The sequence below is a fragment of the Catenuloplanes nepalensis genome, from assembly GCF_030811575.1.
Taxonomy (GTDB): domain Bacteria; phylum Actinomycetota; class Actinomycetes; order Mycobacteriales; family Micromonosporaceae; genus Catenuloplanes; species Catenuloplanes nepalensis.
This window is the reverse complement of sequence record NZ_JAUSRA010000001.1, coordinates 4,308,257-4,324,354: the sequence shown is the minus strand read 5'-3', so window position 1 is coordinate 4,324,354 and position 16,098 is coordinate 4,308,257. Positions and strand designations below refer to the sequence as shown.

Here is a 16,098-nt window from a genome sequence, read left to right as displayed (position 1 = left end):
CAAGACGGACATCTTGAGACCGCTGAGCTGGCCTGACACGAAGCGGGGCGACCAGACCCAGACCCATAAGGCCCAGACCCGGTCGCCCCTGTCGTTAAACCTGGGAGCCCCCGGACTCGGCCTCAGCGATCATCCCCTTGACAGCCTCGATGAACGCCGTCTTCGTGGGGTGCTTGCCCTTCCGGAGGTCGGGCTTGGCCTCGAAGCCGATCGCGGCGACGGCGTGGTAGTCGCAGGCCGCGAGCGGGTGACCCTTGGCCGCGAGGGGCTGCTTCACGAACATGGACTTCGCCGCAGTAAGGGCGAGCAGGGCTTCCTTGGCCTGCCGAACGGTCACCGAGACCCCGCCGATCTCGATGGACGCGTCGGTGACGGGCTCGGGTGCCGGAGCTTCGGTGACCTGGGGTGCTGGCTTCTCCGCCGCCTTCTTCGCGGCGGGCTTCCTTGTCGGCCGGGTTGCGGGTGTGGTCGTCTCACTCACGATGGGTCTCCTTGTCATCTGTGGGTAGGGCTTCGGTGTTGCTTGCTTGGGCTTCGTGAACTTCTCGCGCTGCTCAGGCGTAAGGAAGTCCATGTCGATCCAGCGGTAGATGTCTTCCTCGGTGCCGTTGTCAAGCTGCCACTTGGTCTCGCGGTCCAGTAAGCCGATCTGGCTGAGGGCGTACCCCATGCGGATCGCGCGCTGTCTCTGCAAGAGATTCAGCTCGACTGGTCCGGTTGCGAAACAGAGGTACGCGCCTCGCTCGTTAGGCTTGCAGGACCACACGTCCACGTGGATCGCGTCGTCTCCGAGCCACAGATCGCCTTGTGCGACCTTCGGGCCGGACCTCTGCCAGTCCACCGAACGCGGCAGGTTGACACCCGACTCGAACAGAGAGCCGTTCAGCTCGCCGTTTTCCGTGACTACGAGGATGTCCAGGTCTCCGATGACCTTCGCTTTGCGTCTCCACGATCCGAGTAGGTGATACTCGACATCTGGCGGCATCTCTGACGTGAGTAGGTCCACGAATGGTTGGACATCTTCACGAGGCCGTCTGATCTTTTCACTGCGCCAGCCTGGCATTCCCTTTCTCATCTCTATTGTCTTGTCAAATGACCTGTCAATTATTTACCAGTAGCAACATGCGCACCATAAGCCTGCGGTAGTAGCAGATATCCGCTACGCATACAGCAAAAGGCCCCTCCACAGAGGGACCTAGCTGGTGTTGGGGATTAGGCGAACTTCGTCGTGAGGCCCGACTTCCAGATGGAAATGAACCGCTTGACGTCGACCGTGATGGTCTCGTCTCGACGGTTGGTATAGGTGAGAGTTCCATCCGTGCTGACCGTAAGGAACGCCTTGCCGATGCGGGTGGTTTGCTTGCGGTATGAGCCTGGCTCCAAGGTTAGGTCGCCAACCTGGACGGTCTCGACGGTGGCCGCGGCCTTGCGGGTGCGAGTAGCCATTTCAATCTCCCTGTTCTGTTCCGCCGTGTTGCCGTACATCAATAATTAAACGGGAGATGGCTTGCACGGGGCACCTGCAAGCAGCCAACTAAACTAGTCCTGACGCCTATTGTCCTTCCGGAGGGGCGTGCTACTAACTACCCCACTCAAGCCATATGCCTATTGGTGGCTGCGTACTGACCGCCCACGGGGTGATGGTGCTGGTGGTGGGAAATGAAAGCGTGGGCAGAACACCAAAGTAGGTGGCCGTGTAGTCCCACCTTCCTGGATATGAGTTCACATTCGGCGTTACGGCGAACTGCGGCACTATGCCGGACACATATGACGTCGAAGGCGGACCGTAGAGGGTGTGGGCAACATTGGACCAGTAAGCCCAGTAGTACAACTGCCCCTGCGTGACGGAGATGCTGATCGGTGCCCATATGTACCGGAAACCCGTGACAGCAGCCCCAGAGGAGTTCCATATCGGAGTGGTAGGTGTAGATGTTGAGTTGGAGGAAGTATACAAACCAGCTACCGCACTTCCAGTCCCAGTTGTTGCGATAGCAATTGACACGCCAATGATCGTGCCGGACCGGTAAGCCACCCACGGGGACAGATGTATGACGTTCGCGGAAACTGCTATGGCGTTGTTGTTGATATACGCCGGGTACCCGGCGTACCAGAACGGAGTAGTACCTCCGGAAGGTCTCGTGAGAACTCCGGGGCTCGGGCCAAGGATCGAGGAACCGTTCAGGCCTTGCGGACCTGTGGGTCCTGTCGATCCGGTAGCACCTTGAGGCCCGGTGGCTCCGATTGAGCCGGCCGTGCCAGTTGGGCCCGTAGCACCTGTAAGGCCTGGTGGTCCCACAGGTCCAGTAGCGCCGATTTGTCCTGGAAGACCCTGCGGCCCTTGCTCTCCTGCCGGACCTGTATTACCAGTTGGACCGACTCCTCCTGTGGCTCCCGTTGCACCAACTGCTCCTTGAGGTCCGGTAGCGCCTGCTTCGCCCGTAGCTCCTTGCGGTCCTGTCGCGCCTACTGGGCCCTGTGCCCCTGTTGCGCCAGTAGGGCCAGGAGATCCCACCGGTCCTGTGCTACCAGCCGGTCCAGTAGCCCCGGTGGCACCCGTTGTGCCCGTATCGCCTGTCGGACCCGTCGCTCCAACTGGGCCTTGAGGACCTGTTGGTCCCGTGCTGCCCGCCGGTCCGGTAGCTCCTGTGGGTCCCACTGCACCCGTTGAACCGGGCGTGCCAGTAGCTCCCACAGGTCCGGTAGCTCCGGTATCACCCTTGTCTCCCTTCGGGCCGCTGGGTCCTGCAACACCCTGAGGACCCGTCTGGCCTTGTGGTCCGGGAGATCCCTCAACGGCCACGCCGCCTTCACCGGTGACGATGGTCCACGTGGTGTCGTAGTCACCGCTTGATGCTTTCGCTAGTACTTGCCCTGCGGCACCGCCGGCCGGGATGCCAATGCCGGGTTCGCCTTGGGGTCCCTGGACTCCGCCTAGGAGGAGCCTGGGGGTCTGGTCCGCTACCTCGATTAGGACCGCAGGCCGCGCGTGGGGATCGAGCAGGAGTACGTCTGGCATGGCTACCTACCTCCCACGGGGCGGACGTACAGCGAGCCCTCAAGGACGGCGACGGTGTCGCCGGAGGGATAGGTGCGGTCGATCCGGTAGTAGTTGGAATAGTTGTGCCGCCTCTTCGACGTCTGCTCCGAAGTGATGTGAACAAGCACTGGCAGAGGTGACGCTGGATCAACTTCTAGAGTCACGGTCTCTTCATGGACATAGGAACCGTCTCGTAGATACATAGTGAACGTCGAGCCGGTGATAGCGTCGGCTTGGAAGTTCTCTACGGTGGTGCCCGTGCCAGCGGCGAACGCGAACCTATAGTCGGTGCCTGCTGGGACTTCTATGTTGTGTCGTGGAGGTGCGGCCATGTTCTGTCTCTCTTCGCTTGTGGCACTACGGACTTCGTTTGACAGCAGGGGACGCTTACAGTGAGCCCAGGTACTTGACGAACATGTTCGGATAGAAGTCAGCGCCAGCGCCGGGGTTGGTGGCTAGAGAACCACCAGAGTCCTGGTAGGCGTATACCTCTACATAGTCACCGACATTCATGCTGACGAAGACGCTGACGTTTGTCTTCATCGTGCCGCCGGATACGGCGACTTGAGCCGAACTGCCGCCGGGAACCAAACCGGCGTTCTTGTCGATACGCACCATGCGGCGGCCGGTTGCATTCTGGGCGAAGGACACTCCGCCGTGTACCTCATACCAACCGGGTATTTGAGCGGTGTACCTGGTGCCGGATGACCACGCGCTCAGCTCATTCAAGTTCGCGTTGGTCATGGTGATGGCGGCCCACGTACCCGTAGCGAGGGTCTGTGCTGACGTGGCTACCAGGGACGCCATGGCCTTGCCGGGTGAGGGACACCAGTAAGAACCGTCGTAGAACACAGGTCCTAGCTCTGGTACGTAGCCCATCATTCCAGCTCTAAGCTTGCCGGAGAGCTGGGTGTTCAGGTTAGCAATCGATGTACCGAGGAACACCGTCTGCTTCTGCATCTCGTTGAGGTCAGCAGCGTATAGAACCTGATTGTCCGCCCACTCTTTCCAAGTCATCTTTATCTCCTCGTGTAGAACAGCTTGCTCGTGCTAAGAGACGACTCCTCTTGTCCGTACACGAGGCCAACCTGACCATTACCAACATCGACAGCGGCTGCATAGGTGTTGCGGAAATCGACAGAGGCGACAAGGGCTGGTGTAGACCACGTGACCCCTTTGTCTGTACTGGTGCGGTGGTAAAGATTCTTGTAGTCGTCAGTTCCCCTATAGAGCGCGTGAAGCTTGCCCGCGCTATCGAATACGGTGCTTATACGGGAATCCGAGACGTAGGACAGCTCAGCAGGAGCACTCCAAGTAGATCCGCTGTCCGTAGATGTGCACCTGTAGGACTTGCGGCCCGTGGCGGCGGAGGACCTGATAGTGCAGATCAGAGTTCCGTCGCTGGCTAGAACTAGCCATGGCTCTTGTGGCTGTCCACCGTCTGGAAGAGTTCCGCTGACGATGTTGGACAACTTGGTCCAGGACGTACCACCGCTATCGCTGTAGTACAGGAAGCACCCGACAGCAGAGCCGCCGTAGGTTGCCTGAACTATGCGTCTCGTGTCCCCTGTGCCGGCCGACCCACCGAGGCCATTGACCCCTAGCTTGAACGCCCCGAGAGGCGTGGCCGTGCCTGTCGAGCCGGTTCCTGCCCCCAGCTCGACGGGAGGTGATGATAGGGAAGTAGTTGCGATCTGGACTGGCGTGGACCAGGTGGCCCCGTTGTCGGTGGACTTGGCCGACCATGCCGTGTTGGTCTGACCCGAGACCCACTGGAAGTACGTAACAAGGAGACTGCCGGAGGACAGCTTTGTAATGCTGGGGTCTCGGAGATCGTGAGATCCGGACGGCCTAGCGATTGCCAGAGTCGGGGCCGACCATGCAAGACCATCCGAAGATGTGGTTCTGTAGATCTGTCCGTAGCCGGTGTTTCCGTGGCTGGACCCTCTACGCCACACCAAGAACATGTCGCCATTGGCCAGCCTGGTCATGCCGGGGAACGCCTCGTGCTGGGTTGCGGTTACAAGTACGTCTTCGCCCCACGCGGGTAGAGGTGGGGATATCTCCGCACCAAGAAATATTGGCGGGGCGAACTCTATTGAGGCGCTGTAGACCGAGTTACCGAACACGTGGTTCACGCGTGAGACCACTGCCGGTACGCCGACAACGTCGACCACGCCGGGGGCCGAGAAGCCCACGATGAGACGCTTACCGCCTAGCTTGCCGGCGCCCAGCGTCAGGTTACCGAGAGGTGATAGGTCCCCCTCCTCGTACATCTTCTGACCGCCGGTAAGACGTAGATCGTTTGCCTTGACCGCTGCTGATATCGGGCTGAACTCCCTGGTGCCGTTCTCTGCAAACTCCACGGAGGTAAGCCACTCGTGGCTCTCACCGAAGTTCGTTTCGACTGTGAAGGGCTGGTCCGGCCATGAGATCGTTCGGTCAAGCACCTCCAGGTGATCCCACTCGTCCACCGTGGTTGCGTTAGTCCTGACCGGCAGCTTGGTAACTTCCGTGAACTCCCTGGCCAGGTCGAGATACGTGGACGTGCCAGCGTCCTTGGCCGGGGCCAGTACCGCGGTTTGATACATGTGGGTCGTTGCCACGTGTGAGGTGTCCACAGTGAAGAACCGCTGTAGACGCTCTAGAGCCGGCTCCTCAGGCAGAGCCTCATGTTCTACCTCTCTGTTGAGCATGATGACTTCGAGAGAGGAGAGGGTGTAGGTCACCGTGCGCACGAACTCCTTGCCGAACTTCGGCGCGTCCGCCACCTCTACCGAGGCCCTGGCCTCTACGCATTCGCCCTGCATCTGCATGACGCCGTCGTAGTACACCTCGAACTTGTCGCCGGTGCGCATATCCGGCATTACCGGAGTGATAGCACCCTCAAGCCGCTCTGAAAAGGATGCCGTTCCCCTAGTGGGGTCGATGGACAGTTCGCCCTTATCGCCGATGGAGTATCCGTCGTTCTTCGCGAACGACGAGATGGGGACACGGGTGCTTGTGCCAGTTCCTTGCTCGGTGCCACCACCGAGAACCATCTCTCCTAAGCGGGCGGAGTACCCTAATTGAGCCCCGCCTATCAGCTTGTTAAATATTAAGCGGGTAGGGTCGTACTTCACTGCCTCAAGCGGTGGAATTGCGGTATAGGTCCAGTTGTTTGGAGTCTCTGGTGTTGGTTCCGGCTCAGGATCAGGTGGAGGGGGCGTCACTACTCCATATGGAACTGTGCCGGTCCACTTGGCGTGACCTGAAGGCTCCGCAGGGGACCACGGCTCTAGCTCCGCCGCGTAGTTGTTACCTGATACGAATGCCTGTGGACTAACGAATATGAAGGTGTTGACAGCGCTACCCACAGAGCCAGAGAAGGACGCGGTGTAGTTGACCCCTGTGCCCGTAATCCTGAAGTAGCACTCCGGTGAGGACATCGTAAACGCCACGTCGACACGGGTGGCTGACACGATGGTGATTACGACGTTTGTAGGCGCTGCGTATGGCATTAGGACCTCACCGGCGTGACGAGGTACTTGCGGCCCACTGAGACCTCGTACGCAGAAATCGCCTTTGTGACCTGACGTCCGACCTCGGCAGGGTCAGCAGAGACCGGCACGTTTACGACTATGTTGGTGACGTTCGGCTTGGCCCCTGAGGCGACCTGCGCCGTAGTTTGATAGGACGCCTTAGCCCCAATAGCCGGCTTGGCCTTCGTGCCCTTACGTGGCTTGTCAGCCCCCGCAATGGCCTTATCAATAGCCTTGGCCAGTTGCTTAGCCAGCTTCGTCATCTCGTCGATGATTGGCTGACGCTTTGCCTTGAGGCCGTCCACTATGCTCTGGGCCGCCTTGAGCCCAACTCCGTACATGGCGTCGCCCACCGTGCCGCCTGCGGCCTGAGAGACCCTGGCTAGCTCGGTGTAGTTCTTGTTGAGCTGGTCAACCTCCGTCTTGCTGGCGGCGGCGAGAGCTTTAGCCGTTGCGGCTCCGGCAGCCGGTCCAGCCTCGGCCAGCTCGTTGAGCATGTTGGCGTTGAGGCCCTTGGCCTTCAGCGTTACTAGCTGCTGCGCGAACTTCTGAGCCTGTAGGAGAGCGTCTGCGCTGCGCTTGAGGATGGACTGGAGGGAGGTCCCAGCCTGCTCATCCACCAGGCGGAAGGACTGGACCATGCTGTCCGCGACGCCGTCCACGACTTCCTTGCGCTGCGCCTGGACCTCTGCCAGCTTCTCCAGCGGCTTAGCTAGCTGGGCATCCCACTTGGCCCGGTCTTTGGCTAGACGGGCGAGGCGCTTGTTTGTAGACGAGATGCGGTTGAGGAGCCTGGTCTCCGTTGCGCCCTGGAAGGCGTCACGAACCAACTTGGCCAGCTTCTTAGACGTGGCCGAGACCTGCTTGGCGGTGCCGGAGAGACCGACCACGAGACCTTGGCCGATGAACTTGCCCAGCTCCGCCATGACCTTCGAGGGGGAGCCTATCTTCATCGCGCCTTCGATGGTGTCCTTGATGCCGTTGGCTATCTCCTTGGCCTTGTCCCACACAGCTCCTGCCATATTGGAAATGCCGTTTAGGAGACCCTGGATAACGTCCTTACCGGCTTGCACAAGCCATGTACCGGCCGCAGCGAAGAAGCTCTTGATATTGCCCGGTAGAGACCGGAAGGAGTTCACCACTGCGTTGACGCCATCGGACACGGCCTGCTTTGTGGCTGCCATAGCTGAGTTCCAGCCGGACTTGATCAGACTCCATAGGTCTTTGAGCAGTCCGCCTACTACAGAGACCGCTAGCTTGAACTGGGCCTTGACCAGGTTCCAGAGACTAACAATCACTTGGACCGCTCCGGACATAACCTGCTTGACGCCGTCCCACGCCTTTGACCAGTCGCCCTTGAGAATTCCAAGGACGATGTTGAACAGGCCCTTGACGATGGTGAAGGCACCGCCGAGGACGCCGACCACAGCGCTCATCGCGGACCTGATGTAGGAGAGGATGTCCGCCCCAAACTTTTGCCACAGGTAGGAGACTGTGGTAATTACGAGGCGAACAACCTGAGCAATGATGGCGAACCCGGATCTGAAGATTTCGCCGAGGGTGGTCATGATGGTTCTGATCTGAGGAGCCAGGCTTTGGAAGGTTGTGGAGATCGTGAAAACGACCTGGCTGATGATCGGCGCTAGAACGGCCGCGTATTCCCTGTAAGTGGCGACAACTTCGCCGAAGCCAGCCGTTATGTTGGTCCAGACACCCTTCATCTCAGGGCCACTGAGAAGTGACTTTATGGTCTGACCTATGCCCCCTAGAGAACTCTTTAGATCGCCAGCCACGTTGCCTTTGACGGTCCCGGACATGTTTAGCGTGGGCATCTTGAAGCCCTTGAGGGCTCCCTTGAAGTTCTTGAAGGCGGGTATAGCGGACTTGTTGAGCCACTGCGCGGCCTTGGTCACCGCAGGCAGGAACGCCATGCCCAGCTCAGCGGACATGTTCTGGAACTCAGCCTTGAGGATGCGCTGCTGGTTAGCGAGACCTCCGGAGGTGCGGGCGAAGTCCCCCTGCGCGTCCTTGGTCTGCTCCATGATGAGGGCCTGGGCCGCAAGCACCTTCTGCTGCGGCGTGAGCGCCTGCTTGGTGGTCTTGATGAGTCCCATGCGTAGGGCCTGCTGGCGCATGGAGGCGTCGTCCAGGAGGACGCCGTACTTGCGCATGGGTTCGGCCTCGCCCCGTAGGGCCGCTCCGATGGCCTCGATGGACTCCTCAACGGACGTGTTGTTGAAGGAGGCCAGGTCCGTAGCTAGCGTGGTCAGTTGGCCCGTGAAGCCGGAGAGGTCTTTGCCCGCCAGGCCGGCCGACTTGCCGAAGATCCCAAACGTGGCTTGAGCATCGAGGACCTGTTGCTTGGTCTGACCGAGGGCCTGCGCTGAGGTCTCGGCGAACTTGAGCACGTCGTCCGAGGCTGCGCCGAAGACCTGGCGTGTCTTGGAGACGGTCTCGGACAGATCAGATGCAGCCGTGATCGCGTCCTTGATACCGGACACCGCGGCTACGCTGGCACCTACGGCGATACCGACAAAGGCTCCCTTGAGGATGCCGCCCATCCTCGCGAGCTTGCCGCCGGTCTTCTCCGCTTCGTTGCCGACCTTGTTGAACCCGTTGACCGCGTTTTGCGCGTTGGCGAGGATGCTGATTGTTACTGCTGCTCCAGCCACTTCCTCACCCCTTCAAATACGGATTCAATCTGATGGACGCCTTATAGAACTCGTCCCTCTCGGTCCTACTTAGGCGGCTGAAAACATCGGGCGGGAAGCCTGTGACACAGCACCACTCCGCCATTTCACGGGCTCTCGCCTTCAGCCTTTTCCCTCTTCAGAATCACCGTCTACCGCTTCCTCGGCTGTGAAGTAGTCCTGGGCGTCGGCAAGGGTGTAAGACTCGGACTGCGCCTTGGTGTAGGAGGGGTTCTTGCGCTTTTCCAATATGTAGATCATGCCGCGAGCCACGTTGGATAGGCGGCCATTAACCTCTGCGCCTACGGTGACTTTGTAGGTCTTGTAGAGGTCGTCCTCTTCAAAACCGGTCATACTCTCGATAGCCTCTTGCATCGTCATATCTGTCTGCGGTGGCTTCTTCTCACGTGCCATTAGAACTTCTCCCTCAGCAAACGATTTAGCTCTGCTTCCAACTTAGGTACTACCGTTGGCTTAACCGCGTCATCAGCTCTCCTCATAAAACCGGCTGCGGGCCGGTTCTTGGCGGACCAGCCATATTCGACGACACCCGCGTAGGGCACAGCCGCTCTACCTGCTCGGATCACGGCTTTGTTCTTCGCTTTGTTGCCACGGACAGAGGCGGCTAGGCGTCCCGATACCCTAGGCGCGAAGGACGAAGCGAGGCTGGCCGCTTGCTTCGAGATACTGGAGAAAGCCTCTTTGAGGTCTTGAACCTCAATACCAGCTCTCTCCAGTCCTCTTATGAGCTTCGTCAGTCCCTCGACGTGAACGCCGCTGTCTCTCATGACTAAGCAGTTACCTTTGTCGGCTTCGCGACGAAGGCCCAGGTTGCTTCTGACGTGAAGCGAGCCGTTGCGGAAGCGTCAGCCTCTCCACCAATAAGATCGGTGTCGCCCTCCGAGATGACGACCGTGCCGATGAAATGGGGCTGGGTCGGCGTCGGAGTGAGATTGCCGAAAGGCCTTACCACAACGTCGACTTCCTCGCCCGCGTGTGACCAAACCAGGTCCCACACACTCCCGTCGGCAAGATCCTGCACGTAGGTCAGCTCTAGGTTGTAGTCACGGCCGCCTCCGGCTGCCGCGTCGGCAAAGCTGATGAAGTCGCGGTCGGTCTCCTCAGAGGTGACGACTGCGCGGCTTACTTGTGGTGTTACGTCAACGCCATCGAGTGTCATCGTGAGGCGGTTAGTGGGCACAGGTGCCATATCAATACTCCTTATAGCTCCGCTTGCTTAGCGAGATGGATAATCGTTCCGGGGAGGTTGGCACCGTTAACATCGATAAGGGTGTGAGAGTCAACCCCTCGAAGTCCCCAGTCCGCCGTGTTGCGTAGAACGTTCTCTACGATGAGGTCGACGTTCTCAATCGATGCCTCAACTGGACTTGTCGTCTTCACTACTACGTACAGGTCCAGAGATATCTCGTAGTGCCCTGGGAACTGGCCTCCGACGACGTACATGCCGGACCTAGGGGCCTTTACGAGAATGCCGGGAGGGGCGAACCGCTCCGGCCAGTGGTTATAAACCGAGACTCCAACGGGGGTCGTGGCTCCATTTGAGCCGGTTAAAAGGGTATGTATGAGTTCTTCCCTGAGTTCCTTCAACATTGCTAGCCCACCGCCCCGAGGTCCTTATAGCGGCGGATGAGAGGCTTGACGCTCTGGAGAGGATCGGAAGCCATATAAACCGCTCCGCCCTCTGGTGACCACTGCAAGTTGCCTGCTGGTGCGTTACGCCTGCTCCACAGCTCGGACACCAACTGGAGAACTGCGCCATCGCGTTCAGGCTGAGGGATTCGAGACCTACCGCGTGGCCCTAGGTAAGAGTCGATTAAGGACTCTGCTTGGCTTAGCAGTACAGGCAGCAACAACTCTTCGGAGGTCGCTCCGATGTACTCCGCCACCGCCTCTACTGTCACCATTTCTAGTCCTTCTTTGGCTTCTTAGACTGAGGAGGTGCTACCTCTCCGTCCTCTTTGTGGGCCTCGGCAATCGCCTTTGTCTCTGCCTTCTTCGACTCAGACTCGCCGCGCGGGAAGTTGCCTGCCCTTAGTCGCTCTACGGGAACTTTGCCGAGAGGCGCTGGGGACTCAGGCTGGTTAGGTTGCTCTGAGGTGTCGTAGTCCTCGGGCCACACAGGCGCTTTGGTGGAACGCTTCTTCGCGCCCGCATTCGCTGGCTCTGATGGCTTAGGTAGCTTCTTCTCGGCCATGGTTATGCCGCCCTCGTGAGACGGCGGATTCCGGAGGTGTCAACTACGTCGAACGCCTGGAACTGGAAGTGGCTGAGACGAACCCACGCCACCTCGTAGTCGAAGGTGAAGTTGAGGACTGGGCCGAGCCAAGAGATGACTACGGATGGGTCCAGGAGGTAGCCGCCGTCTACCAGCCCGGCCATGGGGTAGACGTTCATGCCGCCGACGTTGACGTAGCGGAGACCAGGGGCCGTAGTGCCGTTGGCGTTGGTCGCGCCGAGGATCGGGTACAGCGGACGGCCTGCGGAGTCCTTGGCGTTGACCAGGTCCCCGAACAGGTCACGGCCGACGATCGCGGTTGTGAAGCGGTCGCCGTCGACTGAATAGAGAAGGTCAAGCTGAAGAGCGGTTAGCTCGTCCGCGACGTTCGCTCCACCTAGGGTGTGGACCTGGCCGGCGGGCAGTGTGAGGTCTGCCAGTGCGTCGGCTGCGTTGACCTCGATGGCTCGGCGGCGGGCTACGTCCATACGGGCAAAGACGAGGGCCTCTGCCTCTGGAGTGGTGTCCGCTAGGAACGCCTCTCTGGTCACGGCGACCTTGCCGCTCACAGCGCCCGGCTCCACGGTGGCCCTGGACCAGGTGCCTATGTCACCTAGCACAGGCTCGACGCCCTCGACGTGTGGGTTAGAGAGGTTGGTGTCTCCGGTGTTGTCACGGTGCAGGACGTAGAACGGGGAGTCGCCGTTGAGCGAGCGGGTGGTGAGGATGCCGGAGAGCGGGTTGCGAGGGTCCGGTGGGGTGACCCTTATGCCGCTGTCGTAGGCGTCCGTAGGAGGTAGGTCCGCTGTGGTCACGGCCAGCTTGAGGACCCGCTCCGCTGCTGCGGAGTCGCCGGAGGTGGAGAGGCGGAGGTCCTTGAAGAAGGAGTGGCCGTTGTTCCGGCCACCGAATAGGTGTGGGTAAGGGGCCTCGTCCTTTGCTGTTCCCACTAGAGGAATCGGCTGAATGGAAGGTCCCTGAGGGGCCGACAACTCCACGGTGTCGGCGTTACAGTTGTCGGTCATTGCTGGTTCCTTTGGTTCGGGAGCCGACAATGCGACTCCAGTCAGAACGGCTGTCGGAACAGCCGGGTGTGAAACTAGAGAGATCTCTCTACATGTTGCGGACTTGATTACGACGACCCCGTCTATCTCTTCGTCGTCCTCTATCTGAAGGAACATGGAGGTGCCGCCGAGTGCTCCATCTGCCGCTAGAGTCAGCATTTCTCTGCCGCGAGTGATATCGGAGATCTTTAGCTCGACCTCGCCTGTCTCCCAGTTCGCGCTAGAGACTCGTCCGATGACGTCTCTGTCGTCGTGGTATGCGTAAACAGGGATGTGCTCGCGCCAAGGACGTACTGAGTTGGCCGAGAACCTGTAGCGCTTTACCTCGCCTGCGCCGTTCTCTGCCTCGAACTCAACGTCTGTCGTGTAGGCGAATGCCTTTATGGTGCGCTTATCTGTGTCCGGTGCCGATAGCTGCACCGGGGCACTCAGGCTAACTGTCTCCACTGGTGTCCTCCGATGCAGGCGGCGTCTCTAGAGGGGGTCTGTCTTCTAGAGAGCGCACCTCGTCCATGGTCTCGAAACCCTTGTCCAGGGCTATTGCGTGTGCTTGGAACCTGGAGAGGGTGTCCGCTCTGAGGAACGCGTCCACAGTTGCTTTCACCTTGGTTCCGTGACGTGTGATGTCGTCCATGCCGAGACGCTTCTCTATGGGCAGGATCGTCTGAGGCATACACACGAAGTCGAGGAAGTTTCTGCGCTCATCGATGATGTTGCTGTATTGGCGTGTCGTGATTGAGAGAGCCAACCACGAGGGGTCCACGTTCATCATTCGCGCGAACTCGGCGATGATGGTCTCTTCGAGAGTCCGTAGGGAGAGCTGCTCTGGAGTCATGAGGTCGACCTGCTTGAGCTGCACTCCGGCCGGTACGAATCCGGTGAGTCCCTGGCGGCGTGCCTCGTTCCACTCTGCGAGGAACGTGCGTATCTCTTCCGGCTCTGGCTCTTGGCCTTCGACGCCTTGGAAGTACTCGCGCGCCTGCGGGTTGTCTAGGTAGCGCTCGACCATTGCCCGCTTCTTGTGGTACATGCGGACCGTGGGGCTGCACACCGAGAGGAGGCCATCGAAAGGAGACGGGAAGAGGCGTAGGTCTTCCTGTACCGTCTTAGGGTTGCCGTCTACCGTGATATAGCCATTGGCGTCTTGAGACCAGCGGGTCTTTGCGATTCGCTCGAACCGCTGAGGCCACCCGTCTGCGTACTTCTCGGTGACCCTCCACAGGGCAGCTCCGTCTAGGAGAATGTCTAGGGCCGTGTGTGTATATGTGTAGTTTCCTGGGTAGAGACGCTCGGGCTGAGAGAGCCACGGCACATCTAGAACGGTGTCGTTGGCGTATGCCTTGTACGGAAGCTGACCGGCGACGCCTGCTATGAGCTGAATGGCTCCGCGTGCCGCTGGGATGGAGAGAAGCTCGCGGCGGGAAACTGTGCCGTAGTTCAGCATAGAGACGGCAGAGACCACGGAGATTGGGTTAGTGAGCGGAGAGGTTGGGGCCACGTTGGGAGGGTTAGGCACTCGCCTTATGAGGCCGTCTTCGACGTGGGTCGCAAGCTTTACTTGGTCTCTGGCGGGCACGCTGGAACGGGTGGCCGCTAACTCCGGGAACACCCGCTCTTTGAAGCCCATGCCGCTCTCCTTCGACATGTACCTAATCGGCGGTAATGACGGAGAGCCTTGATTGAGGCGGGAGAGAGCGGGCTAAGTAGACGGCTCCTGCGGCTGCGTAGGCGGCGTCGCACTGTCCGCCGTCCTTACGAGAGAAGCGCCAACCGTCGCCGGTGTTGTACTTCTTGGCCGAGAGAATGTGTGCTGCGAGCAGCTCGTCGCCGTTCTGACAGACTCTTGCTGCCTGGATGTACTCGGCGAGGCCCATACAGGCCGCTGTGGTGCCCTGGGAGGGGATTTCCTTGGCCTGGCTTATCCCCTTAAGGTCCACCGCGATTGCCGCTGAGGGACCACCTGGGAACCACCCGAACACCCGCGGCTTGATCTTCTTGAGGAGTGCTGGCAGGTCTTTACGGACTTGAGCCGTTGACTCCCATGCCCGGACCGTCTCTATACGGACTCGGCCGTCCGGCAGGACTGCTGCCGCTACCAAGGTCGCGTGCTTCATGTCGGAGGACACGTCCAGGCACAGGGCGACCCTGGCCTTGTGAGCCTGCAACGTTCCTGGGTCCAGGCACCGTGACCAGGCGGAGGCTGAGACCACCTCGTCCAGGGACGGTACGAACTGGCAGAGGTTCTCTGTCCTGAAGATCGATGCTGGCTGAGAGAGCGCCGTCTCTAGAGCCTTCTCCGTGATGGTGTGGCCGAGAGCTGGGTTTGCCTGTGCCCACGCTGACCTGTCCGTGATCTCGCAACCGTCCGGCGCTGACCAGGAGAAGAAGCCGAGAGTGGGGTTGGTCTGGGCTACGCCCTGTGCGTGGTAGTGGTTGAGGACTTCCGACCTGTCGTCGCCGGCATTGGACAGCATCCAGACCTGGCCGTCCGGACGGGCAAGGATGGTGTTCGCTGCGGCTGCGTGGCTCTGCCAGTCCAGGTGTTCGCGTAGCTCGTCCTCTATGACCCTGTGGCACCCTCGTGCACCACGCCCGCCTCGGCGTGTAGCTCCGGCGATCTTGTACTTGCCGCGAGACTCCAGGAGGGTGATGGACTTCTTGCCGTTCTGGCGGTCCACCTTGGGAGGGCCGAACACCTCTGGGTTGTCCTCGACGATCTCGATGACGGCTTCCCAGGAGTCCTCCGCAACCGTGGTGGTGGCAGAGGTGCTTAGGATCTTCAGACCGTCGTTGAGCCAGTAGGCGATGAGCACGTCAACGACGGTTGTCTTGCCGTTCTGGCGGGAGACCTCTAGCAGGATCTCCTTGAAGCGGTAGCTGCCGTCCGGGTTCAGCTCCAGGGAGTGAGTCAAGAACCAGCGCTGCCAAGGCATTAGCTCCATGCCGAGACTCTCGGCGAACGCTATGATCTCGAAGCCGTCGCTTGTCTCTGGCGTGAGTTCCCGAAGTGGAGGTGTGAAGATTCTCGGCTCTACGCGACCGTACAGTTTCCCATCGGACGGTTCCGGCGTGCTATTGGTTGACTCAGTTCCATTTCGGGGAGATAAATCCACTGCGGCGGTGGAAGTAGGACAACCTTGAGCGGAAAAAGAATGAGGTGCCTTGAGATCGCCCATGCCAGTTACTACGGCATTAGTGGGCTCAGTCCCAGTTGGTCACCGTGCGAGGAGGCGGGTTCCCCTTAGGCGTTCCTACGCTGACGTTGCAGCTACGGCAACACGCAACTAGGAATGCTGGGTCATCCCCTGTGACTTCTTTACCAAGAGTGTGGTGAACAAGGGTGGCGACGTAGGAACAGTGCTTCGTCTTTACTTGGCACTGATAGTTGTCACGCTTGAGTACCTGAAGGCGGACACGACGCCACTGAGGAGTAGACCCTTTAGCCCATGCGCCGGTACCCATAGAACACCTCAGAGCAGTTAGTGGCGGGTAGGTGTTTCCAAGAGGTTCGCCTGCCTCGTGTACGGCTCTCCCGTACCACCATTCCTAC

General features: G+C 59.8%; 13 protein-coding genes. All 13 read right to left on the bottom strand.

Features of this window, described 5'->3' with window-relative positions; genetic code table 11:
* Nucleotides 1-94 precede the first annotated feature (94 nt).
* Nucleotides 95-1,063 (bottom strand): nucleotidyltransferase family protein, encoded by a 969-nt coding sequence (locus J2S43_RS18560; protein WP_370881765.1) that lies wholly within the window; start codon nucleotides 1,061-1,063, stop codon nucleotides 95-97.
* A 149-nt stretch (nucleotides 1,064-1,212) separates the two neighbouring features.
* Nucleotides 1,213-1,446, bottom strand: a complete 234-nt coding sequence (locus J2S43_RS18555; protein WP_306830860.1) for a hypothetical protein — start codon at nucleotides 1,444-1,446, stop codon at nucleotides 1,213-1,215.
* A 1,572-nt stretch (nucleotides 1,447-3,018) separates the two neighbouring features.
* Nucleotides 3,019-3,369, bottom strand: coding sequence for a hypothetical protein (locus J2S43_RS18550; protein ID WP_306830858.1), 351 nt, complete (start codon nucleotides 3,367-3,369; stop codon nucleotides 3,019-3,021).
* Between the two features lie 55 nt (nucleotides 3,370-3,424).
* Complete coding sequence (locus J2S43_RS18545; protein WP_306830857.1) at nucleotides 3,425-4,054, bottom strand: hypothetical protein; 630 nt, start codon at nucleotides 4,052-4,054, stop codon at nucleotides 3,425-3,427.
* A gap of 2 nt (nucleotides 4,055-4,056) precedes the next feature.
* Entirely contained in the window at nucleotides 4,057-6,498 is a 2,442-nt protein-coding gene (locus J2S43_RS18540; protein WP_306830856.1) for a sialidase family protein, read from the bottom strand.
* Between the two features lie 38 nt (nucleotides 6,499-6,536).
* Complete coding sequence (locus J2S43_RS18535; RefSeq protein ID WP_306830854.1) at nucleotides 6,537-9,230, bottom strand: phage tail protein; 2,694 nt, start codon at nucleotides 9,228-9,230, stop codon at nucleotides 6,537-6,539.
* A 141-nt stretch (nucleotides 9,231-9,371) separates the two neighbouring features.
* Nucleotides 9,372-9,662 carry a hypothetical protein gene (locus tag J2S43_RS18530; protein ID WP_306830851.1) on the bottom strand — a complete coding sequence of 97 codons (291 nt, stop codon included), beginning with the start codon at nucleotides 9,660-9,662 and terminating at the stop codon, nucleotides 9,372-9,374.
* Nucleotides 9,662-10,036 carry a hypothetical protein gene (locus J2S43_RS18525; protein WP_306830849.1) on the bottom strand — a complete coding sequence of 125 codons (375 nt, stop codon included), beginning with the start codon at nucleotides 10,034-10,036 and terminating at the stop codon, nucleotides 9,662-9,664. The genes J2S43_RS18530 and J2S43_RS18525 overlap by 1 nt, the downstream gene beginning before the upstream one ends.
* A 2-nt stretch (nucleotides 10,037-10,038) precedes the next feature.
* Nucleotides 10,039-10,458, bottom strand: coding sequence for a hypothetical protein (locus J2S43_RS18520; protein WP_306830847.1), 420 nt, complete (start codon nucleotides 10,456-10,458; stop codon nucleotides 10,039-10,041).
* A gap of 11 nt (nucleotides 10,459-10,469) precedes the next feature.
* Nucleotides 10,470-10,859, bottom strand: a complete 390-nt coding sequence (locus tag J2S43_RS18515) for a hypothetical protein (RefSeq protein ID WP_306830845.1) — start codon at nucleotides 10,857-10,859, stop codon at nucleotides 10,470-10,472.
* Between the two features lie 606 nt (nucleotides 10,860-11,465).
* Nucleotides 11,466-12,968: an HK97 family phage prohead protease gene (locus J2S43_RS18510; protein ID WP_306830843.1), complete on the bottom strand. Its 1,503-nt coding sequence runs from the start codon at nucleotides 12,966-12,968 to the stop codon at nucleotides 11,466-11,468.
* A 13-nt stretch (nucleotides 12,969-12,981) separates the two neighbouring features.
* Nucleotides 12,982-14,175 carry a phage portal protein gene (locus J2S43_RS18505; RefSeq protein ID WP_306830841.1) on the bottom strand — a complete coding sequence of 398 codons (1,194 nt, stop codon included), beginning with the start codon at nucleotides 14,173-14,175 and terminating at the stop codon, nucleotides 12,982-12,984.
* Between the two features lie 22 nt (nucleotides 14,176-14,197).
* Complete coding sequence (locus J2S43_RS18500) at nucleotides 14,198-15,724, bottom strand: terminase large subunit domain-containing protein (RefSeq protein WP_306830839.1); 1,527 nt, start codon at nucleotides 15,722-15,724, stop codon at nucleotides 14,198-14,200.
* Between the last annotated feature and the right edge of the window lie 374 nt (nucleotides 15,725-16,098).